The sequence below is a fragment of the Nonomuraea sp. NPDC050786 genome, assembly GCF_040654115.1.
GTDB lineage: Bacteria > Actinomycetota > Actinomycetes > Streptosporangiales > Streptosporangiaceae > Nonomuraea.
Map to the genome: position 1 here is coordinate 203,502 of NZ_JBFAHJ010000009.1, position 23,643 is coordinate 227,144.

General features: G+C 70.1%; 26 protein-coding genes. 15 read left to right on the forward strand and 11 right to left on the reverse strand.

Annotated features, from left to right (window positions below):
• Positions 1–29 precede the first annotated feature (29 nt).
• Positions 30–374, reverse strand: coding sequence for a VOC family protein (locus AB0H84_RS19695; protein WP_357605597.1), 345 nt, complete (start codon positions 372–374; stop codon positions 30–32).
• 114 nt (positions 375–488) lie between these two features.
• On the opposite strand from AB0H84_RS19695, the gene AB0H84_RS19700 reads away from it, so the two are divergent.
• Both AB0H84_RS19700 and AB0H84_RS19705 read left to right on the forward strand, forming a co-directional pair.
• A complete protein-coding gene (locus tag AB0H84_RS19700) occupies positions 489–1,085 on the forward strand; it encodes a hypothetical protein (protein ID WP_357605599.1) in 597 nt (198 codons plus the stop codon).
• A gap of 176 nt (positions 1,086–1,261) precedes the next feature.
• Positions 1,262–1,780 (forward strand): pyridoxamine 5'-phosphate oxidase family protein, encoded by a 519-nt coding sequence (locus AB0H84_RS19705; RefSeq protein WP_357605602.1) that lies wholly within the window; start codon positions 1,262–1,264, stop codon positions 1,778–1,780.
• 185 nt (positions 1,781–1,965) lie between these two features.
• Here AB0H84_RS19705 and AB0H84_RS19710 read toward each other — a convergent pair whose 3' ends face one another.
• Entirely contained in the window at positions 1,966–2,535 is a 570-nt protein-coding gene (locus tag AB0H84_RS19710; protein ID WP_357605605.1) for a dihydrofolate reductase family protein, read from the reverse strand.
• Between the two features lie 359 nt (positions 2,536–2,894).
• The gene (locus AB0H84_RS19715) at positions 2,895–3,218 is read right to left on the reverse strand and encodes an AAA family ATPase (protein ID WP_357605608.1); all 324 of its coding nucleotides are present in this window, start codon (positions 3,216–3,218) and stop codon (positions 2,895–2,897) included.
• A 1-nt stretch (position 3,219) separates the two neighbouring features.
• On the opposite strand from AB0H84_RS19715, the gene AB0H84_RS19720 reads away from it, so the two are divergent.
• Both AB0H84_RS19720 and AB0H84_RS19725 read left to right on the forward strand, forming a co-directional pair.
• Positions 3,220–3,474 (forward strand): hypothetical protein, encoded by a 255-nt coding sequence (locus tag AB0H84_RS19720; RefSeq protein ID WP_357605611.1) that lies wholly within the window; start codon positions 3,220–3,222, stop codon positions 3,472–3,474.
• A gap of 88 nt (positions 3,475–3,562) precedes the next feature.
• A complete protein-coding gene (locus AB0H84_RS19725) occupies positions 3,563–4,576 on the forward strand; it encodes a LacI family DNA-binding transcriptional regulator (protein ID WP_357605614.1) in 1,014 nt (337 codons plus the stop codon).
• Between the two features lie 50 nt (positions 4,577–4,626).
• On the opposite strand, the gene AB0H84_RS19730 is transcribed toward AB0H84_RS19725, so the two are convergent.
• On the reverse strand, positions 4,627–6,117 hold the full coding sequence (locus AB0H84_RS19730) for an alpha-N-arabinofuranosidase (RefSeq protein ID WP_357605617.1): 1,491 nt from the start codon (positions 6,115–6,117) through the stop codon (positions 4,627–4,629).
• Between the two features lie 212 nt (positions 6,118–6,329).
• Between AB0H84_RS19730 and AB0H84_RS19735 the strand changes: the two genes are divergently transcribed.
• The 7 genes from AB0H84_RS19735 (at position 6,330) to AB0H84_RS19765 (ending at position 13,619) form a co-directional block, all read left to right on the forward strand.
• Complete coding sequence (locus tag AB0H84_RS19735) at positions 6,330–7,661, forward strand: extracellular solute-binding protein (protein WP_357605620.1); 1,332 nt, start codon at positions 6,330–6,332, stop codon at positions 7,659–7,661.
• A complete protein-coding gene (locus AB0H84_RS19740; protein WP_357605623.1) occupies positions 7,661–8,581 on the forward strand; it encodes a sugar ABC transporter permease in 921 nt (306 codons plus the stop codon). Before AB0H84_RS19735 ends, AB0H84_RS19740 begins: the two co-directional genes overlap by 1 nt.
• Positions 8,578–9,411, forward strand: a complete 834-nt coding sequence (locus AB0H84_RS19745; protein WP_357605626.1) for a carbohydrate ABC transporter permease — start codon at positions 8,578–8,580, stop codon at positions 9,409–9,411. The genes AB0H84_RS19740 and AB0H84_RS19745 overlap by 4 nt, the downstream gene beginning before the upstream one ends.
• Positions 9,412–9,497: 86 nt before the next feature.
• Positions 9,498–10,343 (forward strand): sulfotransferase, encoded by an 846-nt coding sequence (locus tag AB0H84_RS19750; protein WP_357605629.1) that lies wholly within the window; start codon positions 9,498–9,500, stop codon positions 10,341–10,343.
• Positions 10,340–11,518, forward strand: coding sequence for a glycosyltransferase family 4 protein (locus AB0H84_RS19755; protein ID WP_357605632.1), 1,179 nt, complete (start codon positions 10,340–10,342; stop codon positions 11,516–11,518). The genes AB0H84_RS19750 and AB0H84_RS19755 overlap by 4 nt, the downstream gene beginning before the upstream one ends.
• A 121-nt stretch (positions 11,519–11,639) precedes the next feature.
• A complete protein-coding gene (locus AB0H84_RS19760; RefSeq protein ID WP_357605635.1) occupies positions 11,640–12,521 on the forward strand; it encodes a D-alanyl-D-alanine carboxypeptidase family protein in 882 nt (293 codons plus the stop codon).
• Positions 12,522–12,560: 39 nt separating this feature from the next.
• Positions 12,561–13,619, forward strand: coding sequence for an oxidoreductase (locus AB0H84_RS19765; protein WP_357605638.1), 1,059 nt, complete (start codon positions 12,561–12,563; stop codon positions 13,617–13,619).
• A 59-nt stretch (positions 13,620–13,678) separates the two neighbouring features.
• Here AB0H84_RS19765 and AB0H84_RS19770 read toward each other — a convergent pair whose 3' ends face one another.
• The 5 genes from AB0H84_RS19770 to AB0H84_RS19790 form a co-directional block, all read right to left on the reverse strand.
• Positions 13,679–14,308 (reverse strand): alpha-ketoglutarate-dependent dioxygenase AlkB, encoded by a 630-nt coding sequence (locus AB0H84_RS19770; protein ID WP_357605641.1) that lies wholly within the window; start codon positions 14,306–14,308, stop codon positions 13,679–13,681.
• Between the two features lie 96 nt (positions 14,309–14,404).
• The gene (locus AB0H84_RS19775) at positions 14,405–15,370 is read right to left on the reverse strand and encodes a hypothetical protein (RefSeq protein WP_357605644.1); all 966 of its coding nucleotides are present in this window, start codon (positions 15,368–15,370) and stop codon (positions 14,405–14,407) included.
• A gap of 5 nt (positions 15,371–15,375) precedes the next feature.
• Positions 15,376–16,350: a hypothetical protein gene (locus AB0H84_RS19780; RefSeq protein ID WP_357605647.1), complete on the reverse strand. Its 975-nt coding sequence runs from the start codon at positions 16,348–16,350 to the stop codon at positions 15,376–15,378.
• A 105-nt stretch (positions 16,351–16,455) separates the two neighbouring features.
• Positions 16,456–16,911: a hypothetical protein gene (locus AB0H84_RS19785; protein WP_357605650.1), complete on the reverse strand. Its 456-nt coding sequence runs from the start codon at positions 16,909–16,911 to the stop codon at positions 16,456–16,458.
• Positions 16,912–17,122: 211 nt separating this feature from the next.
• Positions 17,123–17,890 carry a hypothetical protein gene (locus AB0H84_RS19790; RefSeq protein ID WP_357605652.1) on the reverse strand — a complete coding sequence of 256 codons (768 nt, stop codon included), beginning with the start codon at positions 17,888–17,890 and terminating at the stop codon, positions 17,123–17,125.
• A gap of 210 nt (positions 17,891–18,100) precedes the next feature.
• Here AB0H84_RS19790 and AB0H84_RS19795 point away from each other — a divergent pair, with 210 nt between their 5' ends.
• Entirely contained in the window at positions 18,101–19,411 is a 1,311-nt protein-coding gene (locus tag AB0H84_RS19795) for an MFS transporter (protein ID WP_357605655.1), read from the forward strand.
• Here the strand turns inward: AB0H84_RS19795 and AB0H84_RS19800 are convergent.
• Positions 19,359–20,291, reverse strand: a complete 933-nt coding sequence (locus AB0H84_RS19800) for an SPFH domain-containing protein (RefSeq protein WP_357605658.1) — start codon at positions 20,289–20,291, stop codon at positions 19,359–19,361. The genes AB0H84_RS19795 and AB0H84_RS19800 overlap by 53 nt on opposite strands.
• Before the next feature lie 87 nt (positions 20,292–20,378).
• Positions 20,379–21,707, reverse strand: coding sequence for an MFS transporter (locus tag AB0H84_RS19805; protein WP_357605661.1), 1,329 nt, complete (start codon positions 21,705–21,707; stop codon positions 20,379–20,381).
• A gap of 95 nt (positions 21,708–21,802) precedes the next feature.
• Between AB0H84_RS19805 and AB0H84_RS19810 the strand changes: the two genes are divergently transcribed.
• The 3 genes from AB0H84_RS19810 to AB0H84_RS19820 are packed head-to-tail and all read left to right on the forward strand — an operon-like array spanning position 21,803 to position 23,643.
• On the forward strand, positions 21,803–22,477 hold the full coding sequence (locus tag AB0H84_RS19810; protein WP_357605664.1) for a GntR family transcriptional regulator: 675 nt from the start codon (positions 21,803–21,805) through the stop codon (positions 22,475–22,477).
• Between the two features lie 10 nt (positions 22,478–22,487).
• Positions 22,488–22,850, forward strand: a complete 363-nt coding sequence (locus AB0H84_RS19815) for a DUF2203 domain-containing protein (RefSeq protein WP_357605667.1) — start codon at positions 22,488–22,490, stop codon at positions 22,848–22,850.
• 40 nt (positions 22,851–22,890) lie between these two features.
• A complete protein-coding gene (locus AB0H84_RS19820) occupies positions 22,891–23,643 on the forward strand; it encodes an SDR family oxidoreductase (protein WP_357605669.1) in 753 nt (250 codons plus the stop codon).

Genomic DNA, 23,643 nt, shown 5'->3' on the forward strand with positions numbered 1-23,643 from the left:
CTCGCCGGGATCGGCCACACGCACGCCGGCTACTGGGCGGGGGCCTCCGCGAGCGACAGGCTGTTGCCGTCCGGGTCGAGGACGTCCACGTGGCGCACGCCGTTGCCGTAGATCTCCACGGGCTCGTGCTCGATGCCGTGCGCGGCCAGCCGGGCCAGGATGTCGTCGAGGTCGGTCACGCCGAGTGTGATCATGGTGCCGCCCACCCGCGCGGCCCGCATGTGCCGGTCGTCGATGACGACCCACGCGTTCTCACCGACCTGCCACAGGCACTCCTCGCCGATGATCTCGTCCGCCGGCCGCCCGAAGAACACCTCGAACCACTTCTGCGATGTCGCCCGGTCACGCACGCACACGACGCTGTACAAGTCCACCTGAGTCGCTCCTTCCAGTCGTTCCGGGAGTGAGACCACCCCCGCGGCCGAAACTCATCGGAGTGCCGGGAACGTGACCTGCAACGTACTTTGGCCGGGAATCTGCAACATTGTTTGGCCGATACATCACGGACAGCGGCGGGGTGGTGGTCAGCTGATGCCGATGACCAGAGCGTCGCGGGCGGCGTCGATGACCTCGGCGGTGATCCGGTCGACGCCGTCGTTCAGTTTCATCACCCGCTCGGCTTGTTCCAGAAGCCGAGTGACCAGCCGGAAGTTGCCCGCGGTGGTGCGGTTGATCGCGGCGATGGCCTCGGTAGCGGTGGCGTCGGGGATGTCCAGGCCAAGGTGGGCGACTGGCGGCCGAGGCGGGTATCAAGCGCTGGGTCCTCACCCACAAGCATCCCCATGCACGCCTTCCAAGCCGAGTTCAAGACCTTGGGCCAAGTGTCGGCGCCCGTCCAAACCGCCCTGGACCGAGCCACCCAGCCGGAGAAGGACCTGACCAAAGTTCGCCAGGACAAGCGACGACTCAAGGAACTCGTCGACACCTACGCCGCTGTCATCACCGAACTCACCGACGAGCTCATCCAGGCCCAGCAGCAGCGAGACGAGGCCCTGGCCGAACTCGCCCGGCGGCACCACGACGCCGTCGCGGTCTTCGCCGATCACCGGCCGACCCGCCGCGCCAACGACACCTTCACCCGCTAATGGGCGCGCCCACCGCCGCGGGTAGGTGTGTTGATACATCCGTGCGTGGTTGATCATCTCCAGAGGAAAATACGACACAAGGTGTCAGGTTTTTGGTCGAGCATGGTTTCACCGGTCGGCGTCAATGGCGGACGCGAACCGGGCCTACGGATAGATGCGGATAGATAAGGACCTCAATGCGCGAAACGCCAGAAGATCTCAAAGAGCTCCAAGGCCTCCTCGACTCCTCCCTCTCCCGCTCCACCTCACACCTCCAGTCGATCATCACCGAACGCACCCTGACCGCGGAGCAGCTCACCCAGGTCCTCACTGGCATGTGCACCCTCGCCCTGTCAACTGTGACGGCAAAGGGCGAGCCGCGGATCAGCGGCGTGGACGGGCATTTCCTGCGCGGCAAGTGGCACTTCGGCACGGCGCGTAGCGCCGCCAAGGCCCGCCATCTCGCCGCCCGGCCGGCCGCCAGCGTCGCGCACATGCGCGGAGAGGACTTGGGTGTGTTTACGCATGGCACGGTGGAGATCCTCAATCCCCAAGACGGTGAGTCTGCCGCGGACTGGCCAGACCTGCTGGCCTACTTCAAAGACTTCTACGGCAGCACCGCCTTCGACTGGGACAACGATGTGGTCTTCTACCGACTGCGCCCGCACTGGATGACCGTCTACGCCCCCGACGTCGACAAGCTCATCGCCAAGTGACCCCAGGCCCTGAAACAGGCCTAGTGCCACGTCAGGCAATGTTTGCCCTGTCCGCTACCGGCACCTCGGGGCGATGTCCCCCGTCGATATGTCCGCGCGTTCGGGGGCACGGCCAGCGCGGCCAACGCGACCCTGAGCCGTCGTTCCGTCGCGAGGGAGCGGCCAACGTGCCAGGATAAATCACGTCAAGCCGTAACTCGCGTGGGCCGGTATCGCAGGGCGACCGCCCCCGACCGGAACTCACGGCGGTTCACGGGCTCAAGCTGGATGCGCTCGCGCAGACCGGCGAGCAACGTCGGCCCGTGTCCGGCAAGGACCGGCTGCACAAGGAACTCGTACTCGTCGATCAGTCCCAGATCTGCCAACGCCAGGGGGAGCGTCACACCACCCACCCACAGGCCGTCGCCTGACTCCTGCTTGAGCCGCTGAACCGCTTGCCCCAAGTCGCCTCGCACCAGCTCGGCATTCCAATCGACCCCGCTCAGCGTGCTCGACACGACGTACTTCTTCGCCCGGTCGATGGTCTCGGCGAACGGGATCTGCCACTCATCCATCCAGTCAGGCCACGTGTCCGTGGGCGGCTTCCGCCACGCCGACTCCATCATCTCGTAGGTCACCCGGCCGAATAGCAGGGCATCGGCTCGCTCCATCTCAGCGGTCCAGTAGCGCATCGACTCCTCGTCCGGGGGGAGCCCTGCCTCGTGATGGCAGCAGCCGTCGAGCGTGACGTTGATCGAGTATCGAAGTGGTCTCATCTCGTTGCTCTCCCTTGATGCGCGCAGCGCGTTTTCACCGCACCGTACTTAGACGACTGTCGGCGCCATTTCTCATCGGCGCCCGATCCCACCTACTCAACACCGTCGTGAGGCGCACTTTAACGCCGTCGTGATGCGAACCAGACCGCAGACCGAGCGCGCGACCCATTCGGCGCTCAGGGCGTTCAGGTTCGCAACGGGACGGCGCCCATAACGCTCGACTTGGATGCACGGTGCCACGTCACCTACCGTCGGCTCAGGGTCAACGACGAACGTCGCAAACGTTGCCTGACGCGGCACTAGGTATCTCCTCCGAGCCCTGGGACTGCGATCCCGTGCCCTGATGGTCTCCAAGACGACTATGAAATCAAATTGCAACAGACCCGAACCGGGTAGAGAACTATGCCGGGCATGCCGATGAGGATCAGCCCGAGGCTGCTGCGGTCGTAGAAGTCGCGGACCTGCTCAAGGGCGCGGGTGGTGAGCCGTTCGGACTCATCAATGATGACGAGTTCGGTGTAGAGGCTGGCGCCGTGGAGGCTGGTCTCGCGCTTGGGATCGTCGATGTCGCGGGCGCGGACCATGGCGTGGCGGTTGGTCAGGTTGGTCAGCTCCGTAAGGGCCCGGCCGGGCGGAGTGTTGATCAGCGGCGTGTAGAGCGGCTGCCCGAACCTCGGATTCATCGTGGACGGGCTCTACCACCCGGGAGACTCCCTTTTCGTCCCCACCGACGAGGTCGACACCCTGCTGGTCCCAGCGGCCGGCCCCTGGGTGAAGATCGGCGAGGCCATCACCTTCGTCCGGGGCGTCCGGCCGGCCCGCGCGTTCCCGATCCACGACATCCAGCTCAGCAAGGTCGGTCTGGAGTACTTCGACGCGTGGCTTGAGGAGGAGACCGACTACAGCCGCATCCCGGCGGGCGATTCCGTCGATCTCTAGAGGATCATTGGAGCGCCCGAGCCCCGTTGTTGATCCGCGCGTTCGACGCCTTCGGCTGTTAGCGTTATCGGTGGGGGGGTGAGCCTCGGTGAGATCCAGGGACGGCAGGCCCGCGGTGCTCATGGACGTCGCCGTGCTCGCCGGCGTCTCCGCCATGACCGTCTCGCGCGTGCTCAACGCGCCCGACCGGGTGAAGGCCGAGACCAGGGCCCGGGTGCTGGCCGCCGTGGCCGAGCTCGACTACCGGCCCAACCAGGCCGCGCGGCAGCTCGTCACCGGGCGGTCCGGGGTGCTGGGCGTCGTCAGCATCGACACCACCCTGTACGGCCCCGCCTCCACCCTCTACTGCATCGAGCAGGCCGCCAGGAACGCCGGGTTCAACGTGAGCATCGCCAGCCTGCCCTCGCTCAACCGCAGGTCGATGGAGGAGGGCGTGGAGCGGCTGCGCGCCCAGGCCGTCGACGGGGTGATCATCGTGGCGCCGCACGAGTCGGCCGCCGACGGGCTGCGGCACCTGCCGCCCGAGATGCCCGTGGTCGCGGTCGACGCCGGTGACGACATCCCCGTGCCCGTGGCCAAGGTGGACCAGCGGGCCGGGGCCGTGCGGGTGACCAGGCACCTGCTCAGCCTCGGCCACCGGACCGTGTGGCACGTGGCGGGGCCGGTCGACTGGCTCGACTCCAACGGCCGCATCGAGGGGTGGCGTCACGTGCTGGAGTCCGCGGACCGGCCGGTGCCCGAGGTGCTGCGTGGCGACTGGAGCTCGCGCTCCGGCTACCAGCTCGGGCAGCGGCTGGCCCAGGAGCCCGAGGTCACCGCCGTGTTCGTGGCCAACGACCAGATGGCGCTCGGCGTGCTGCGCGCCCTGCGCGAGGCCGGCCGGCGCGTGCCCGAGGACGTGAGCGTGGCCGGGTTCGACGACATCCCCGAGTCCGCCTACTACTGGCCGCCGCTGACGACCGTACGGCAGAACTTCGGCGAGGTCGGCCGGCACGCCTTCCACCTGCTGCTCGACCGGATGGCGGGCACCGAGCCCGACCGGCGGCGGCTGGTCGAGCCCGAGCTCGTGGTGCGGGAGAGCACCGGCCCCTCTCCTGGCTGACATCGCTGGTGGTGCGGGAGAGCACCGGCCCCACCCCTGGCTGACAGTTTTCAGCCCAGTCGGATCACGTTCCACGAGACCGGGGGCAGGAGCACGCGGGCCGGGTCCTGCTCCACGTCCGCGTTGGGCCGGGGCGCGACCCGGTCCGGGGCGTCGGCCGTGTTCCGGGCGTACACGTCGGGGTGCGTCAGGGTCGTCGCCTCGACGATACGCGCGCCGCCGAGCGCGCGGGTGTCGATCTCCAGGGAGAGCGGCCCGTCGGTCGAGCGGTTGACGGCGAACAGCGTCGTCCCCTCCTCCGAGTGCGTGGCCACCGCGTGCAGCAGCGGCACCTCGCCGTACTCGGCCGTCTCGTACGACGGCGAGACCGGCTCCACCCGCAGCACGTCGCCGGCCGCGAGCCGGGACGCCTGCGCGAACGGGTGGAACGTGCTCTGCCGCCAGGCCCGCCCGCCGGGCTCCGTCATGATGGGCGCGATCACGTTCACCAGCTGCGCCAGCGACGCGGAGGTCACCCGGTCGCTGTTGCGCAGCAGCGTGATCAGCAGCCCGCCGAAGGCGACGGCGTCGGCCAGGTGGTAGTGGTCCTCCAGCAGCGGCGGCGCGACCGGCCAGTCCGCGGGCGGTGCGGCGTTCTGGAAGCGCGACAGGTACCAGACGTTCCACTCGTCGAAGGAGATGTCGATGCGCTTACGCGACTTCAGCCGGGCCCCGACGTGGTCGGCGGTGGCCACGACCGAGCGGATGAAGTACTCCATGTTGGTCGAGCTGGCCAGGAAGCTGCCGAGGTCGCCGTCCTTCTCCTCGTAGTAGGCGTGGCAGGAGATGTAGTCGACCAGGTCGTACGTCTCCTCCAGCACCTCGGCCTCCCACGCGCCGAAGGTCGGCATCGACGAGCTGGAGCTGCCGCAGGCGACCAGCTCCAGCGAGGAGTCCACCATGCGCATGGCGCGGGCGGTCTCGGCGGCGAGCCTGCCGTACTCGCGGGCGGTCTTGTGCCCGGTCTGCCAGGGGCCGTCCATCTCGTTGCCCAGGCACCACATCCTGATCCCGTGCGGCTCCTTGGAGCCGTTGGCGGCGCGCAGGTCGGACAGCGCGGTGCCGGACGGGTGGTTGCAGTATTCCAGCAGGTCGAGGGCGGCCTCGATGCCGCGGGTGCCGAGGTTGATCGCCATCATCGGCTCGACGCCGGCCTTGCGGCACCAGCGGACGAACTCGTCCACGCCGACCTCGTTCGTCTCGGTGCTGTGCCAGGCCAGGTCCAGGCGGCGGGGGCGGCTCTCCCGAGGGCCGATGCCGTCCTCCCACCGGTAGCCGGAGACGAAGTTGCCGCCCGGGTAGCGGACCGTGGACACGCCCAGTTCCCTCGTCAGCTCCAGCACGTCGCCGCGGAAGCCGTCGCCGTCGGCCGTGGGGTGGCCCGGCTCGTAGATGCCGGTGTAGACGCAGCGCCCGAGGTGTTCGACGAACGTGCCGAAGGTGCGCCGGCTCACCGGGGCGACCTTGAACGCGGGATCGAGCGTGAGCTTGGCCTGGTGCACGGAGGGGTCTCCTGGGTTTCGCGGGCGTTACGTGATCCGAATTGTTAGCGATAACACGGAGGCCGGTCAAGGGCGAACCGCCAGGTCGCCCCAGCAACCGAGGGGTCTTGACAGGGAACTTGTTACCGCTAACACTCGGGTAACCCCGACGTAACACCAGCTTTCGGCCCCCTGAAAACCAGCCCAGCGACGGCTCGTAGGAAGAGGCCACCGTGCAAGATCCCCCCGACATCTCCCGCAGGCTCCTCCTCGGCGGCACCCTCGCGCTCGCCGGCGCCGCCGCCGCGGGATGCGCCATCCCGATGGGGCTCGGCTCGTCCCAGACCCGCGTCAAGTACTGGCACTTCCTCGGCGCGAGCGACGGCATCATCATGAACAAGATGGTCCAGGCGTTCGCCAAGGACAATCCCGAGATCTTCGTCGAGGAGAACGTGCTCGCGTGGGGCGAGCCGTTCTACACGAAGATCGCGATGGCCGGCGCCGGCGGCCGCTCCCCCGACCTGGCCACCTTCCATCTGGCCCGGCTGGCCGGGATCGGCGCCGGCGCGACGCTCGACCCGATCAACGTCAAGCTGCTGGAGGAGAGCGGCCTGACGGCCGCCGACTTCAGCCCGCCGATCTGGGAGCGCGCCCACATCGACGGGGTGCTGTACGCGATCCCGTTCGACGCTCACCCGATGGTGCTGTACTACAACACCGAGATCTGCGGCAAGGCGGGCCTGCTCGGCCCCGACGGCAAGCTCAAGCCCACCAAGGGCGTCGACGAGCTGATGGCCGCGCTGCGCAGGGCCAAGGACACCATGGGGGGCAAGCCGCCGCTCGCCTTCGACGCGCTCGGCCTGGGCACGGTCGGCCCCTGGCGGGTGTGGTGGACCCTCTACGCCCAGAGCGGCGGAGCCCTGCTCTCCGCCGATAACACGAAGATCGGCATCGACGACGCCAAGGCCCTCGAAGCGCTCCGGTTCATGCAGCGGCTCGGCAAGGACGGCCTGCTGGACTGGCGCACCGACTACGGCGCGTCCGTGGCCAACTTCACCAACGGCCAGGCGGCGTTCCTGTGGAACGGCGACTGGGAGACCACGGGGCTCAAGGAGCGGGGGACCCCGTTCAGCATGACCCGCTTCCCCAACGTCTTCGGCACGGGCGCGGCACAGGCCGACTGCCACTCGTTCGTGCTGCCGCACCAGCGCAACCGCGATCCCGAGGTGGAGCGGGCCACGTACCGGTTCATCGCCTACCTCGTCAAGAACAGCGCCGACTGGGCGGTCGCCGGTCACGTGCCCGCCTACCTTCCGGCGCTCGAAAAGCCCGAATATCTCAAGCTCGAGCCCCAGTCCGAGTACCGCTCCGTCATCACCGAGGTCGCGCTCGATCCCCAGGTGTGGTTCGCCGGCTCGGCCTCGCGGCTGTGGATCGAGTTCGGTCAGGCGTTCTCCCCCGTGATCAGCGGCCAGCACACCCCGGAGGAGGGCCTGGCCGCCGCCAAGGCCGCGCTGAACCGGCTCCTGTCCGCCCCGAACCCCTTCCCTGACCAGGAGCGATGATGACGACCACCGTCGCCGCCCCCACGGCCGCCGCCCCCGTCACCGAGGCCAAGGTCCGGCGCGGCTGGACGCAGCACGGGATGCTGTTCGTCGCGCCCTTCCTGCTGATCTACGTGGCCTTCCTGGTCTGGCCGGTGCTGCTGGGCCTGCGGATGAGCCTGTCGAGCGTCAACGTCGCGGGCACCAACAACCACTTCGTCGGTTTCGCCAACTACGCCGAGGCGTTCAGCGACCCGCTCATGTGGCACTCGCTCTGGAACACCGTGGTCTTCACCGTGCTGAGCACGGTCCCGCTGGTCTTCCTGGGCCTGGTGTTCGCGCTGCTGGCGCACAACCTGCGGTTCGTGCAGTGGCTGTGGCGCCTGTCGTTCTTCGGGCCGTTCCTGCTGCCGTCCGCGGTGGTGGCGATCCTCTGGCTGCAGATGATCTACCCGCCCGGCTACGGCCTGATCAACGGCACGCTGGGCACGGACATCCCCTGGCTGACCGACACGTCCACGGCCATGCTCTCCGTGGTACTGACCACGGTCTGGTGGACGGTCGGCTTCAACTTCCTGCTCTACCTGGCCGCCCTTCAGTCGATCCCCCAGCACCTGTACGAGGCCGCCGCCATCGACGGCGCCTCGGCCTGGCACCGGCTGCGCTCCATCACCCTGCCGCTGCTCGGCCGCACGACCGCGCTCATCGTGGTGCTGCAGCTGCTGGCCTCGCTCAAGGTGTTCGACCAGATCTATCTCATGACGGCCGGCGGCCCCCAGAACTCCACCAGATCGATCATCGAGTACGCCTACGACATGGGCTTCACGGGGTACCGCACCGGCTACGCGTCGGCGGTGTCGTACATCCTGTTCGTCCTCATCGTCATCGTCTCCCTGGTGCAGCTCCGGCTGTTCCGCAAGCGCGCGGAGGTCTCGTCATGACCAAGCGGTTCAGCCCCGGCCAGCTCGTCCTGATGGTGGTGGCGCTGGCGCTCGCGGTCATCTGGCTGGCCCCCATCGCCTGGGCCGTCGCCACCTCGCTCAAGCCCGAGTCCGAGACCACGAAGATCCCGCTCCAGTGGTTCGGCAGCGAGCTCACCTTGGACTCCTACCGGCTGGTCCTGGGCACCGGCGGCATCGTCAAGTGGGCGATCAACTCCACGGTCACCTCGCTGATCGTCACGTTCCTGACCGTGCTGTTCTCGGCGATGGCGGCCTACGGGTTCGCGCGCACGCAGTTCAAGGGGCAGCGGGGGCTGCTGGCGCTGATCCTGGCCGGGATCATGGTGCCGCCGCAGGTGCTGATGGCGCCGCTGTTCGCGGAGATGGTGGCGCTCGGGCTGGTCGACACCTGGTGGTCGATCATCCTGCCGCAGGTGGCCGCGCCGCTGATCGTGTACATCCTGTACAAATTCTTCCAGGACGTGCCGCCCGAGCTGGAGCAGGCGGCGTTCGTGGACGGGGCCGGGCGCTGGCGGGTGTTCTTCACGATCGTGCTGCCGCTGTCGCGTCCCGTGCTGGCCGCGGTGTCGATCTACACGTTCATCGGGAGCTGGAACAACTTCCTCTGGCCGTTCCTCGTCTCCACCGACCCGAACACCATGACGCTGCCGGTCGGTCTGGCCAACGTGGTGCAGGGGACGTTCGGGCTGCGGTACGCGCAGATCATGGCCTCCGTGGTGCTCGCCGGGCTGCCACTGCTGGTGATCTTCGTGCTCTTCCAGCGGCAGATCGTCCGCGGCGTCGCGCATACGGGCCTCGCCGGGCAGTAACCAGATTCACCCCGTAATTTCCGGGCATTGCGTGCGCTTTACCATTGCCAGGGAATTACCAGGAATTGTCGGTAGTCTGCCTCGGCATGAACTGGCAGCGCACCATGAACAGAGCGTTGGTCAGGTTCACCGGATTCCAGATCGAACGGGTGGGGAAGGCTCCCTCTTCCCCGCCCGCCCCCGAGATCAGACCGCCCGCGGATCCGCTAACCGACCGGCTGCTCGAAGCCCCTGTGTTCCTCCTGTCGCCCGTCCGGTCCGGTTCGACACTCCTTCGCGCGATACTGAACGCCCACTCCGCCCTGCACGCCCCGCACGAGCTCCACATACGCCGCCTCCGCGTACAGTTCGACACGAAACTGGCTTCGAAGGCGATGGCCGCGCTCGGGCACAACCAGGCCGACCTCGAGCACCTGCTCTGGGACCGCGTCCTGCACAGAGAGCTGGTACGCAGCGGCAAGCGGTTCGTCGTGGACAAGACGCCCGCCAACGCGTTCGCCCACCAGCGCATCGCCACCTGCTGGCCCGACGCGCGCTTCCTCTTCCTGCTGCGCCACCCCGCCTCGATCGCCGCGTCGTGGCACGAGGCCAGTCCGGACAGGCGCACCCCGGAGGCGGCCGCGCTGGACGCGCTCCGCTACATGAAGGCCGTCCAGCGGGCCAGGTCGGCGCTGCCCGGGCTGACCGTCAGGTACGAGGAGCTGAGCGCGGAGCCGGAGCGGGTGACCCGCGAGATCTGCGCCTTCCTGGGGCTGGAGTGGGAGCCGCGCATGCTCTCGTACGGCGAGCAGCCGGTCCTGGAGAAGGGGCTCGGGGACTGGCGCGAGAAGATCCGGTCCGGCACCGTCCAGCCCCCGCGCGAGCTCCCCTCCGAGGACCAGATCCCGGATGTGCTGAAACCCATCTGCCGGACCTGGGGGTACGTCGCGTGAAGATCCGCTATCTGATGCTCCACGCCTACGGCATGGGCGGCACCATCCGCACCGTCGTCAACCAGGCCAACGCGATGGCCGCCGCCGGCCACGACGTCGAGCTGGTCAGCCTGGTCCGGCGGCGCGACACTCCTCAGTTCACGCTCGACCCGCGGATCAGGATCGCCGCCCTGGTCGACCAGCGCGGCGGCACCCGGCCGGACTCGATCGGACGCCGGGCCTGGCGCCGGGTACGCGGCAAGATCGTGCCACGTGGCGAGTTCGCAGCCGACTACTTCACCGAGCGGGTGGAGTGGGCGGCCATGGAGTACGTCTCCCGGCTGCGCGACGGCATCCTGGTGACCACCAGGCCCGCGCTGAACCTGATCGCCGCCCGCCGCGCCCCCGGCAACGTCGTCAAGGTCGCCCAGGAGCACATGAACCTGTCGGCGTACCCCGACAGCATCCGCAGGGAGATCGCCCGCCACTACGGGCGGTTCGACGCGATCACCGTGCTGACGCGCACCAACCGGCTCGAGTACCAGCGCCTGCTGCCCAAGACACCCATCGTGCAGATCCCGAACGCGGTCCACCGGGTCGACCAGGAACGTTCCCAGCAGGTCAATCCCGTTGTGATCGCGGCCGGCCGGCTGGTGCCGCAGAAGGGGTTCGACCTGCTCATCCAGGCCTTCGCGCAGGTGGTGCGGGACCATCCGGACTGGCGGCTGCGCGTCTTCGGCACCGGGCCGCGCAGGAGCCAGCTGGAGGGGCTCGTCGCGCGGCACGGGCTGGGCGGGCACGTGGAGCTGCCCGGCCGTACCGAGCGGCTGGACAAGGAGCTCGCGCAGGCCTCGGTGTACGCTCTGAGCTCGCGTTTCGAGGGCCTGCCGATGGTCATGATCGAGGCCATGACGCACGCGCTGCCGGTGGTCGCGTACGACTGCCCGACCGGGCCGCGCGACGTGCTGACGGACGGGGTGGACGGCGTGCTCGTGCCGCCGCGCGACGTGGACGCGCTGGCCGCGGCGCTGAGCCGGGTCATCGGCGACCGGGAGCTGCGGGTGCGGATGGGGAAGGCGGCGGTCAGAGCGTCGCGTGCGTACGCGCCGGAATTGGTGATGCCATTGTGGGAGGATTTGTTCTCGGAGCTGCTGGCGGGTGAAAGAGTGGCCGACAACTTCTGGAGCGCTCACTGACGTAGTCGGAAAAAGATTTACCTATCGATTCCTCCGGCTGTGTCGGCGTTTCCGTATGCCCTTTCGCAAAATTCCCATCATTTCGACTAAAGCATGCTAAAGGGCACGGCAGCCTGGGGGGATGCGTATCCGGAATGCCCGCCTGGCCGCCGTGGGAGGCGCGCTCGCCCTCGCCACGGGCCTCGCCGCGCCCGCGTATGCCCAGGTCTCCGCCGCCCCTGCCGTGGCCACCGTCCGGCAGCAGGCCCCCGCGGTGTACGCCAACGCCGCCTACCTGATGGACGCCTCGTCCGGCAAGGAACTGTTCAGCAAGAACGCCGGCGAGCGGCTGCCGATCGCCAGCGTCACCAAGACCATGACCGCGTACCTCGTGATGAAGACCGCCAAGCCCACGGACGTGGTGCAGATCAAGCGGGAGGACGTCCAGTACGCGGAGGACGGCGGCGGCACCACCGCCGACCTGCGGCCCGGCGACCGCATCCCCGTCAGCGAGCTCCTGTACGGCCTGATGCTCCCCTCGGGCGCGGACGCCGCCCACGCGCTGGCCCGCACGTACGGACCCGGCGTCAAGGGCTTCGTCGCCAAGATGAACGCGACGGCCCGCGAGCTCGGCATGAAGGACACCGAGTACGTCAACGCCGACGGCCTGCCCACGCCGGACGGCGACGGCTACTCCACGGCCCACGACCAGACCGTGCTGGCGGCCAAGGCGCTCCAGGTGCCGCTGATCAAGCAGGTGGTCGGTACCCGGTACCACTCGCTGGACGCCGACGGCGAGCACGGCTCGTACGGCTGGCGCAACACCAACCGGCTGCTCGGGACGCCGGGGGCGATCGGGGTGAAGACCGGGTTCACGCGTGCGGCGGGGTACACGCTGGCGTTCGCGGGCGAGCGGGACGGCCGCACGCTGGTCGGCGTGCTGCTCGGCGAGTCCGACTCCAGCCGCCGCTTCGACACGGCCGACGCCCTGCTGTCGTGGGGCGCGGCCCGCGCGGCCGCCTGATCTTCCCAGCCATGGACCGTCTGGGCTAGTTTGCCCGACATGAAGCTTCGATTCGCGTTAGGCGCGTTGTCAGCGGCGGCCGTCGTCCTCGCCGCCGCGCTCCCCGCCCAGGCCGGGACGCCCAGGCTCGCCTGGGAGCTCAAGGAGACCGGGGTGACCGCGCGCCTGCGCGGCCTGTCGCCCGTCAGCCGCGACGTGGCGTGGGCCTCCGGTTCGGGCGGCACCGTGCTGCGGACCGTGGACGGCGGGCGCAGCTGGGAGAACGTCTCGCCGCCCGGCACCGCCGCGCTCCAGTTCCGCGACATCGAGGCCTTCGACGCGCGCCGGGCCGTGGCACTGTCCATCGGCGAGGGTACGGACTCGCGCGTCTACCGGACGGAGGACGGCGGGCGCACCTGGGCGGAGGCGTTCAGGAACGACGAGCCGAAGGCGTTCTACGACTGCCTGGCCTTCTTCGACCGGCGGCACGGGCTGGCCATGAGCGACCCCGTGGACGGCAGGTTCCGCATCCTGGCGACGGAGGACGGCGGGCGGAGCTGGCAGGTGCTGCCCGCCGACGGGATGCCGGAGGCGCTGCCGGGCGAGGCGGGCTTCGCGGCGAGCGGCCAGTGCCTGGTCACGGCGGGCGGCCGGGACGCCTGGCTGGCCAGTGGCGGGGCGGAGCGGTCGCGGGTGTACCACTCGGGCGACCGCGGGCGCACCTGGACGGTGGCCGACACGCCGATCCCCGCGGGTGACGCGGCGCGCGGCGTCTTCGGCCTGGCCTTCCGCGACCGCCACCACGGCCTCGCGGTCGGCGGCGACTACCGCCCCGACCAGCCCTCCCCCAGCGCGGGCGCGGTGACCGCCGACGGGGGCGCCACCTGGCGGCCCGCCACCACGCCGCCTCCCGCGTACCGGTCGGGGGTGGCCTGGCTTCCGCACCTGCCCTCGGCGGCCATCGCGGTGGGGCCTTCGGGCAGCGACGTCACGTGGTCGGGCGGGCGCACCTGGGAGACGTTCGACAGCGGCTCCTTCGACACGGTGTCATGCACGTCTGACCTGGCGTGCTGGGCCTCGGGCGAAGGGGGCCGCGTCGCCCGCCTGACCCTGAGGTAACCGGAGCCGCGCTCCCCGCACTGCCGGACGCGCACCTCGCGCCGGTGGTGTGGGGAGCGTCAGCGGACCCCGCGGGGCCGGAACTGGATGCTGATGCGCGGCCCCGTGGGCCGGGCGGTCTTCGGGATCGCGTGCTCCCACGTGCGCTGGCAGCTCCCGCCCATCACGATCAGATCCCCATGCCCCAGATCGTGCCGGATGGACGGCCCGCCGCCGCGCGGGCGGAGCAGGAGCGGGCGGGGATCGCCGACCGAGACGATCGCCACCATGGTGTCCTCGCTGCTGCCCCTCCCGATCGTGTCGCCGTGCCAGGCCACGCTGTCGCGGCCGTCGCGGTAGAAGCAGAGCCCGGCCGTCCGGAACGGCTCCCCCAGCTCCTCCTCGTAATGCTCGTTGAGCGCGTGCCTGCAGTCGTCGAGCACCGGGTCGGGCAGGGTCTCGTCCTCGTCGTAGAACTTCAGCAGCCGCGGCACGTCCACCACGCGGTCGTACATGTGCCGCCGCTCGGCCCGCCACGGCACCGTCTCGACCAGCCGCTCGAACAGCGTGTCCGCCCCCGAGAGCCAGCCCAGCCGCAGGTCGATCCAGGCGCCGCGGTCGAGGTGCGTCCGGCGGACCGTGTCGCCGAGCGGCCCGACCCCGAGCTCCTCGTCCAGGCCGAGCAGAGATGCTTGGAACGGGGCATTCATACTGCCGAGTCTATGCCATCGTTCAAACGTGTATTCGACTCAGGCATGGCCGAGGCTGCTCGGCGCTCGGCCACGCCGTACGGGTGAAGAGGGACGTCAGCCGCCGCACGCGGCGAAGACGAACGTGTCCTTCAGCGTCGTGTACTTGTCCCTGACCTTGACCGCGCCCGTCTCGGTGTCGATCTGGACGATCGTCATCCTGTCGCCGCCGGACAGCATGTGGAGGGTCACCTGGGTGTCCCCGGTCCAGTCGACCATGTCGACGTCCGCGTCCGGGAGCTTGATCTTCTTGCGGCTGGTGACCCGGTCGGTCCGCAGGTCGTACAGGACGAGCTGCGGCTTGCTCCCCTGCACGACGCTCGCGACCGTGCGGCCGTCGGCGGACAGCGCCTGCGGTCCGTTCGAGGCGACGACCTGCGGCGGCGCGACCCGTACGGCCTCCTCGCCCGCGTCGCTGTAGACCGCCAGCTCGGTGACGGACTCGTCGCCGTCGACGCTGGTGAGCAGCTCGTCCCCGTCGAAGCTGAAGCCCAGCACCGATCGGTCCGCCGGTACGGTGCCGAGCCGGGCGCCGGTGGCCGTGTCGAACACGCGCGTGCTCGCGGGCCTGTCACCGCCGATCATCGCGGCCAGCCGGCCGCCGTCGTCGGACAGGAGCAGGGTCACGTCGTTCTGGGCCACGCGGGGCAGCGCGTTCGCGGCGAACACCGTGACGCCGCCGCCGAGCGTCCGCACGGCCAGCCTGCCGGTCTTGGTGAAGTACGCGATCCGCCGGCCGTTGCCGCTGACCGCGATGGGCGCCGGGGAGTAGCGGACCGACTTGCCCTTCGCGTCGAGCGCGACCCCCTGGGCGTCATGCAGGACGCTCTTCTCGCCGCTGTGCATGACCAGCCGCCAGTCGCCGCACGGCCTGTCCCCGTCCTTGGACGTGCACTTCTTGATGGAGGCGTACCTGATGCTGTCGTGCCCCTGATGAGCGTGCGCGTGCGGCTCGGCGTACGCGACGCCGGGGACCGCCGTCAGGGCGGCGGCCACGAGTGCCGTGAGGATCTTCACTCTCATGTCGTTCACTCCCCCGCTTCGACGTGCTCGAACCTGGTCTTGCTGATCGTGTAGGCGTCGGTCTGCGTGGCCTTGCCGGACTGAGGATCGACGGTGAGCACCCGTACCACCGCCGCCTCCCCGTCGTCGCCGCGCCGCACGGTCGCGTGGAGCCGGCCGTCCGGCCCCCACCAGGCCGTCTCCGTCTCCGTGTCCGGCTTGAGCGGCAGGTCGGCCCCCGCCGACAGCTCGCCGCTCTCCAGGTCGTACGTCCGCACCCTCGGCGGCTTCTTCCTGTCGGCGTTGCCCGCGACGAACGCGGCCACCGTCCGGCCGTCGGGGGCCAGGGCCAGGGCGTCCGCGCCGTGGACGACCTGGGGCGGCGTCCGCTTGATAGAGCCGCCGCCGAGCCGGTACGCGGTCAGCCGCGTGGTGTTGTCGCTCAGGTCGCGGCTGGTCAGCACCTCGTCGCCGTCACCGCTGAACCCGAGCATCGAGTCCCCGAGCGGCAGGGTCGTGCTCTGGCCGGTGGCGACGGTGATCACCTTGATGGGCCGGACCAGCGGCTCGTTCCCGTAGTCGATCATCACCCTGTCGCCCTTGGGGGACAGCATGACGGTGAGGTTGACGGCGTCCGCCGACTTCGGCAACAGCTTGGCCGGGCCGCCGGCGACCGGCTGGACGACCAGGCGGTGGTCGCGCGCGCGTTGATAGGCCATCACGCGTCCGTCGGCGCTGATCGCGAACGCGGCCGTCTCGTCCTTGGCGCCTTCCTTGGCGGCGGCCGCGTCACGCACGACGACCTGCCGGCCGTCCCGCATGACCAGCCTCCAGTGGCCGCAGGGGTAGTCGCTGTCGTCCTTCTTGTCGTGGCAGGACTTGATCCAGGCGGCTCGGGCCGCCGGGGTCCCTGCCTGGGCGTGGGCGGCGCCGGGTGTCAGCCCCAGCCCGCCGATGACCGCCGACGCCAGCAGCGCCGCGGTCACTGAGGGGTGCCTCATGGTTGGGATCCTTTCGCTCAACCCGTTAGACACCCACGTGATGTGCGCGGTTGGTCACAGATCAGCCACGTTCGCCCGCCGCCGCTGAGGGAGGAGCCCGCGTCGCTACAGGTACGACCTGGTCGCGGTCACCAGCTCGGGTGTGACGTCGCGGGTGTCGATGGAGACGGCGGACTCGGGGGTGCGCTCGCGTACGTCCTGGTCGCGGATGGCGAACACGGCCGGGGCCACCCCCACGTCGCCGTAGCGGCCGGCCACGGCCTCGCCGAACGCCTGCCGCACGTCGCGGAGCACGTCGTGCGAGGTGTGGCCGGGGCCGGAGGCGGCGAGATAGCCGAGCATCCCCGCGAAGCGCAGCTCCGTCTCGGCCGCCGGGCGCTGCTCCGGCAGCACGGGGCGGTCGAGCCAGAACACCTTGCCCGCCAGGAACGCCTCGTAGCCGGCGCCCTCGCGGCCCAGCACGCGCGCGGACTCGGCGAGCAACTCCCCGAACTCGGCCAGCTCCGCGCCTGGCGGCAGGTCCGTGGTGACGAACAGGGGCACGATCAGCGCGTCGAGCATTGGACTCATCCCTCCGTGAGGTGCCTCATGGTAGGGCGTCCCACCGACAATCACGGGCCGCGCCACTCCCCACGCGTCTTTCAGGGCGGAGCGCACGGTTGAAGAGGGCGGGCGGCTCGGCCTCCGTGACCTCACGCAGGCCGACCCGCTCTCCGTCGCACACCACCCCCGCCGCGCGCCCCGACGGCGACGGGGACCTCTCCGGGCCTTGTCAGGTGGCGAGCTGGCTACCGTAGGCCCGCGCGACGAGTTCGGCGACGGCGCTGTGGGAGCCGAGCGGTTCGGCGTGCCCGGCGTTGATCGCCGCGGCGGCCTGCTCGACGATGCCCGCGGGGGCCTCGTGTCCGATCATGCAGGGCGCGATGGCCAGCCGCTCGGCGCCCGCCGCGCGCAGCCGCTGGGCCGCCACGCCGACGCCCGGCTCGCTGTCGAGGGAGGCCGACACCACGGGCAGCGTAAGCCTGGAGGCGAGCAGCACCGCCGTGGCCTGCACGGCGTGCACCGCGCGCTCCCCGCCGACCGTGGCGAGGATGACGGCGTCGACGGGGCTGGAGACGTTCAGCAGGCGTACGCGGTCGACCCTGGCCAGGCCGCGCTCGGCGAGCCTGATGTGCAGGGCCTCGGCCAGCAGCGGGTGCGGGCCGAGCGCCTCGGTGACGACGGCGCCGGTGCCGGTGGCCGCCACGGCCTTGCCGATCTCGGCCAGGACGACGGGGTCGTCCCAGGTGAGCAGGGGCACGACGACGGCGTCGCGGCCGGTGGGCAGGGAGTCCGCCAGGTCGGTCACGCTCGCCAGCCGGACCTCGATCTGCGGGTTGTCGACGCGTACGACAGCCGCGATCTCCTCGGCCGCGCCGGCCGTGTCGCCCGGGGTGGCGAGCACGAGCACAGGGGCGTCCGGCGGCAGGGACGTGGGCACGGGACGGCGGTGGCGGCCGCCGCCCGGCCGGGGGGAACGTTCACGTACAGGCAGGCTCACAGGCGCGCAGTTTATGCCTATTCGGGGCCTGTTGTTCTGGGAATAGATGGCGATTCCGTCACAACGCGGAGGCTGTGAACGAGATCACATCGTGATCACTCAAAACGTTGACTTATCCGTACAAAGCGGAAAGCTTGGAGCCACTAGAAACGCGTTCTAGAGCGACATCCCGCCCGACACAGTCCGAGGACCGTACGCGGAGGATGGGGAATGAAGCCGTTCTATGTCCGCGAGCTCAGCGTCTACCCGGTCGGCGGCCGCCGGATCTTCCTGCTGGCCATAGCCGTGCTGGCCAGCCTGGTGGCCAACTTCGAGACCACCGTCGCCACCATCCTGCCCCTGCTCATGGACGACCTGAAGATGTCGCTCACCGAGTACGGGCGGATCGCGGCGCTGTCGGTGCTGATCGGCGGGATCTCGGCCGGGTTCGGCGGCATCCTGTCCGACCGGTGGGGCCGGGTGACGATCCTGGTGCCGACGCTGACCGTCACCGCCGCCTGCAACTTCCTGCTCGCCACCGTGGACAGCGTGGCCGGGCTGTTCTGGGTCCGCTGCCTGATGCTCTTCATCGAGGGGGCGGGCATCACGATCACCGCGTCGCTGGTGCGGGACTTCTCGCCGCGCATGGGGCGGGCGCAGGCGTTCGCGTTCTGGACGTGGGGGCCGGTCGGGGCGTCGTTCCTGGCCTCGTTCATCGCGGGGTTCACGCTGCCGCTGTTCGGCAACGCGTGGCAGTCGCAGGCGATCATCATGGGCGTCCTGTCACTGGCGATGTGCGGGGTCGTCATCTGGCAGATCGCCGAGCCGTCGGCGGCGCTGCGGGCGCAGGTGCTCCAGGCCGAGCAGGCCGTGCGGGCCGAGGGGCACATCCGGCACGGACGGCTGGGAGAGCTGTTCAGGCGCCCGCACCTGTGGGCGCACGTCTTCGGCAACACCGGCTGGCAGGTGCTCTACTGGACGTTCGCCATCTTCGGCCAGACCATCCTGACGGCGGCGTTCGGCATGGACGCGGCCGCGGCCAACCGCGTCGTGGCGCTGGGCATCGTGCTCAACGCCCTGGCCGTGGTGGTCGTCGGCCGGATCTCCGACCGGTTGCAGCTGCGCAAGCCGTTCACCGCCGCCGGCACGGTCCTGACCGTCGCGGCGCTGGCGTACTTCATCGCCATCGTCGGCCCTGGAGTGCCGGCGGCGCAGGTCACGGCCGTGTACGCGCTGCTCTACCTGTTCATGGGCATCGCGTACGTGCCCTGGATGGCCAACTTCTCCGAGGACGCCGAGGACGTCGAGTCCCGCCTACAGGGCTCCGCGCTGGGCATCTGGGGCATGGTCGTCCGCGTCATGATCGTGGTCCTGCTGGTGGTCTCCCCCGTCGTGGTCAAGGCCGGCGGCTGGCAGACGTGGCTGACCGTGGCGCTCGCCGGCCAGGTCGTGTTCCTGATCTCGATGGCCGCTTTCAGGGGCAGGTGGTCTACCGCGCCGGGACCACGACCGACTGCGGATTCCCCGGGGCGTACACCGTGATGCCCTGCGGCAGCGACTTGAGCTTCTCGATCTCGGCGCAGGCGGGGCACTTGTCGTAGCCCTCCTGCCTGGCGCGGTTCGCCTCCGCCTCGGCCTTGGCCTGGGCGACCTTCGCCTGGGCCTCGGAGACGGCCGCCGAGGCGGCCAGCGAGCGGTCCACGGCCTGCTGCACCTCGCCCGGCAGCGTCACCTTGACCAGCGTGAAGCGCAGCCCGGTGAGGAAGTCGCCGCCCAGTGTCGCCGGCAGGTCGCGGGCCAGCGAGGCGTTGACCGCGTCCTGCACCTTGATGATGGTGGTGTTGCTGTCCTGCGGCTTGAGCGCGGAGCTCTCCAGCAGCGAGCACGACGGCACCAGCTCCGCGCAGCGCATGGCGCCGATCTGGCCGCGCAGCGCGTTGTCGATCACGGGCCGGACAGCCTGGCCGAAGAAGGCCGACCAGCCGTCGTCGCCGTCCCACGCGTAGAGCGAGCGGTCGTCCTGGGTGCGGAAGGTACGGGTGCCGTACTTGTCGTCGAACGTCTTCAGCGCCGTGTGGTCCAGGTTGAGCGTGAAGTAGAGGGTGCCTTCGATGCCGAGGTTCACGCCGTCGCTGCTCGGCACCGTCACCACGTCCACGCCGAGTCTCGTGGCGCGCCTGGCGTCGGCGGTGATCGTGTAGAAGCGCTGCTGCGCCGGGTAGCGGTGGGTGGACGACCACATGCCGGTCCAGGTCAGGCCCGAACCGGGGTCGATCACCTGGCGTACCTGGTTGTCGTCGAGGGGTCCGCCGTCGCGAATGACGGCCACCTCGCCGCCGGCCGTTCGCTCCAGGCCTTCCACGCCCCCGACGAGCAGGGGGACGGCGACGAGCGCGGCGACGATGATCAGGACGATTCTCATCCGAGCCCTTCCGCGCGGGCGGCGTCGGCAGCCGCCGCCCGCGGCTTTCGCGGCGTATTCCAGTGGTGTCTCGCTTGGCAGAGGGGCTCAGGCGAACGGGCCCACCTGGCCGGGGAGAGAGGTCCTGGCCTCGGGGGCCTCCGCGAGGTCGAGGTCGCGGGTCTCCGGGGCGATGGCCAGGCCCAGGGCCGTGACCGCCAGGGCGACGACCACGTAGATCGACACCGCGAGCGTGGATCCGTACGCCTCGAACAGCTTGAGCGCGATGATCGGGGCCAGCGCGCCGCCGACGATGCCGGCCACCTGGTAGCCCATGGAGGCGCCGCTGTAGCGCAGGCGCGTGCTGAACAGCTCGGCGATGAACGCCGCCTGCGGCCCGTACATCGCGGCATGGGTGACCAGCGCCACCACGGCGGCCAGCGCGATCAGCGGGAACGACCCGCTGTCGAGCAGCGGGAAGAACGCGAACACCCACACCGCCGCGCCGACCACGCCCGCGAGGTAGACGGGCCGCCGCCCGAACCGGTCGGACAGCGCGCCGGACAGCGGGATCAGCACGAGCTCCAGCGCGGACCCGATCAGCACCGCGTTCAGCGCGTACGAGCGCGGCAGGTGCAGCACCGTGGTGAGGTAGACGATGATGTACGCGGTGAAGGTGTAGAAGGCCACGTCCACGCCGATCCGCGCGGTGAAGGCCGACAGCAGGGCCCGCGGGTGCGTACGCACCACCTCGAGCAGCGGCATCCTGGCCTTGGCGCCCCGCTCCTCGACCTCGGCGAAGAGCGGCGACTCGCTGATCCGCAGCCGCACCCACAGGCCCACGAACACCAGCACGCCCGACAGCAGGAACGGCACCCGCCACCCCCACGACAGGAACGCCGCGTCGGACATCGCGAACGAGAGCACCGTGAGCAGCCCGGTGGCCAGCACGTAACCGGCGGGCACGCCGACCTGCGGCCAGCTGGCGTTGAAGCCGCGCCGCCGCCCGTCGCCGTGCTCGAGCGACATGATCACCGCGCCGCCCCACTCGCCGCCGAGCCCCAGACCCTGCACGAACCTGAGCAGTGCCAGCAGGATCGGCGCCGCCACGCCCACGCTCGCGTAGCCGGGCAGCACGCCGATGAGGAACGTCGAGACGCCCATCACCAGGAGCGTCACCACCAGCACGGTCTTGCGGCCCGCCCGGTCCCCGAAGTGGCCGAACACGATCCCGCCGAGCGGCCGGGCGACGAACGCCACGGCGTTGGTGGTCAGCGACGCCAGCGTCGCGCTGAACGGGTCGAGCGAAGGGAAGAACAGCTTGGGGAAGACCAGGGTCGCGGCCGTGGTGTAGAGGAAGAAGTCGTACCACTCCAGCGACGTGCCGATCAGGCCGGCGAGGATCACCCGCCGGGTCTGGTGCGCGGAGCCTGTCATTCGATCGCTCCTCGATTCATCTGTGGGGGTTCTTCTCAACATAAGAATCGTTGAACAATTCGACAAGAGGTTTGCTCCATGATTCCCTGTTCGATGTGGATGACGTGGTTGCCGATCTCGCCCAGGACCGCTCCCGGCTGGGCCGCACCAGCACCGCGGAGCGGGTGGCCGACATCCTGCGCGACCGCATCAGCGAGGGCTTCTTCCGCCCCGGGCAGCGGCTGTCGGAGGAGTCGATCTCGGAGGGGCTCGGCGTGTCGCGCAACACGCTGCGCGAGGCGTTCCGGCTGCTCGGCCATGAGCGGCTGCTCGACCACCAGCTCAACAGGGGCGTGTTCGTCCGGCTCCCGTCAGCCGAGGACGTCGCCGACCTCTACCGGGTGCGCCGCGTGCTCGAAGGGGCCGCGGTGCGCCGCAGCCCGGCTCCCGAGACGCTGGCCGCGATCAAGGAGGCCGTGCTCGACGCCGAGCGGGCCGCCGCGCGGGACGACTGGCAGGGCGTCGGCACCGCCAACATCCGCTTCCACCAGGCGCTCGCCGCTCTCAACGGAAGTCCCCGGATCGACGAGGCCATGCGCCAGCTGCTGGCCGAGCTGCGGCTGGTCTTCCACGTGATGGAGAATCCGCGGGCGTTCCACCAGCCGTTCGTCGACCGCAACCGCGTGCTTCTCGGTCTCATGGAGTCGGGGCAGGCGGAGAAGGCCGCCGCATACCTGGACGACTACCTCGACCACGCGGAACGGCTGCTCATCGAGGCGTACGCGCCGTAACGTGTGGCGCATGGATCGGATCTTCACCGTTGACGAGGCCCGCGCGCTGCTCCCCGAGGTGATCGAGGACGCCCGCGCGGTGATCGCCGCCCGCGCCGACCTGGCCGAGATCGAGTACGCCCGGCGCACCGGGGACGTCTCCCCGCTCGGCGGCCTGCCGGAGACCAAGGGGCTGCAGGCCCGCATCGAGGAGATCGCCGGCGGCTGGATCGAGCGGGGCATCGAGGTCAAGGGCATCGCCCCGGTGCTGGTCGACTTCCCCGCCGTGCTGGACGGGGTGTCCGTACGGCTCTGCTGGATCGAGGGTGAGCGCGAGCTCGGCTGGTATCACCGTACGGAACTGGGCTTTGCCGGGCGCCGGCCCCTGGGTTAGCATTCAACGCATGGGTTGATAAACCGAAAGGTTGAATGCCATGCTCCTGCAGGACAAGGTCGCCCTGGTCTACGGCGCGGGCGGTCCGATCGGCGGCGCGGCGGCACGGGCCTTCGCCCGGGAGGGCGCGCGGGTCTTCCTCGCGGGCCGCACCCAGGCGCCGCTCGACAAGGTCGCCGCCGACATCCGCGCCGCCGGAGGGACAGCCGAGACGGCCCTGGTGGACGCCCTGGACGAGGGGGCCGTCGGCGCGTTCGCCGACTCGGTGGCCGGGCGGGCCGGCGGCATCGACGTCTCGTTCAACGCCATCGGGGTCCAGGACGTGCAGAAGCCGCTGCTGGAGATCTCCGCCGCCGAGTTCCTGCGGCCGATCGAGGTCGCCGCGCGGACGCAGTTCCTGACCATCAGGGCCGCCGTCAAGCACATGATCCCCCGCGGCTCCGGGGTGATCCTGCTGTTCGGCGGCGGCGGGCCCCAGACGCAGCCCGGGCTCGGCGGGTTCAAGGTCGCGCTCGACACCATGGAGGGCATCCGGCGGCAGTGGGCGTGCGAGGCCGGCCGCCACGGCGTCCGCGTCGTCACCATGATCACCGGCGGCGTGCCGGAGAGCCTGCCCGGCGACTTCCCCGGCCGGGACGAGCTCGAGGCCGAGCTGCGCGGGCCGACCCTGCTCCAGCGGACCGCGACGCTGGCCGACGTGGGCGACGTCGCCGCGTTCGTGGCCTCTGACCGGGCCAGGACCATGACCTCCGCGACCGTGAACATCTCCTGCGGCGCCATCGTGGACCACTGA

Coding starts and splice junctions, on each gene's coding strand:
- AB0H84_RS19815 (WP_357605667.1), top strand. CDS start 22,488: ATGGATCGGATCTTCACCGTTGACGAGGCCCGCGCGCTGCTCCCCGAG.
- AB0H84_RS19710 (WP_357605605.1), bottom strand. CDS start 2,535: ATGAGACCACTTCGATACTCGATCAACGTCACGCTCGACGGCTGCTGC.
- AB0H84_RS19780 (WP_357605647.1), bottom strand. CDS start 16,350: ATGAGGCACCCCTCAGTGACCGCGGCGCTGCTGGCGTCGGCGGTCATC.
- AB0H84_RS19805 (WP_357605661.1), bottom strand. CDS start 21,707: ATGACAGGCTCCGCGCACCAGACCCGGCGGGTGATCCTCGCCGGCCTG.
- AB0H84_RS19740 (WP_357605623.1), top strand. CDS start 7,661: ATGACGACCACCGTCGCCGCCCCCACGGCCGCCGCCCCCGTCACCGAG.
- AB0H84_RS19705 (WP_357605602.1), top strand. CDS start 1,262: ATGCGCGAAACGCCAGAAGATCTCAAAGAGCTCCAAGGCCTCCTCGAC.
- AB0H84_RS19770 (WP_357605641.1), bottom strand. CDS start 14,308: ATGAATGCCCCGTTCCAAGCATCTCTGCTCGGCCTGGACGAGGAGCTC.
- AB0H84_RS19775 (WP_357605644.1), bottom strand. CDS start 15,370: ATGAGAGTGAAGATCCTCACGGCACTCGTGGCCGCCGCCCTGACGGCG.
- AB0H84_RS19800 (WP_357605658.1), bottom strand. CDS start 20,291: ATGAGAATCGTCCTGATCATCGTCGCCGCGCTCGTCGCCGTCCCCCTG.
- AB0H84_RS19795 (WP_357605655.1), top strand. CDS start 18,101: ATGAAGCCGTTCTATGTCCGCGAGCTCAGCGTCTACCCGGTCGGCGGC.
- AB0H84_RS19745 (WP_357605626.1), top strand. CDS start 8,578: ATGACCAAGCGGTTCAGCCCCGGCCAGCTCGTCCTGATGGTGGTGGCG.
- AB0H84_RS19820 (WP_357605669.1), top strand. CDS start 22,891: ATGCTCCTGCAGGACAAGGTCGCCCTGGTCTACGGCGCGGGCGGTCCG.
- AB0H84_RS19785 (WP_357605650.1), bottom strand. CDS start 16,911: ATGCTCGACGCGCTGATCGTGCCCCTGTTCGTCACCACGGACCTGCCG.
- AB0H84_RS19750 (WP_357605629.1), top strand. CDS start 9,498: ATGAACTGGCAGCGCACCATGAACAGAGCGTTGGTCAGGTTCACCGGA.
- AB0H84_RS19765 (WP_357605638.1), top strand. CDS start 12,561: ATGAAGCTTCGATTCGCGTTAGGCGCGTTGTCAGCGGCGGCCGTCGTC.
- AB0H84_RS19760 (WP_357605635.1), top strand. CDS start 11,640: ATGCGTATCCGGAATGCCCGCCTGGCCGCCGTGGGAGGCGCGCTCGCC.
- AB0H84_RS19715 (WP_357605608.1), bottom strand. CDS start 3,218: ATGAATCCGAGGTTCGGGCAGCCGCTCTACACGCCGCTGATCAACACT.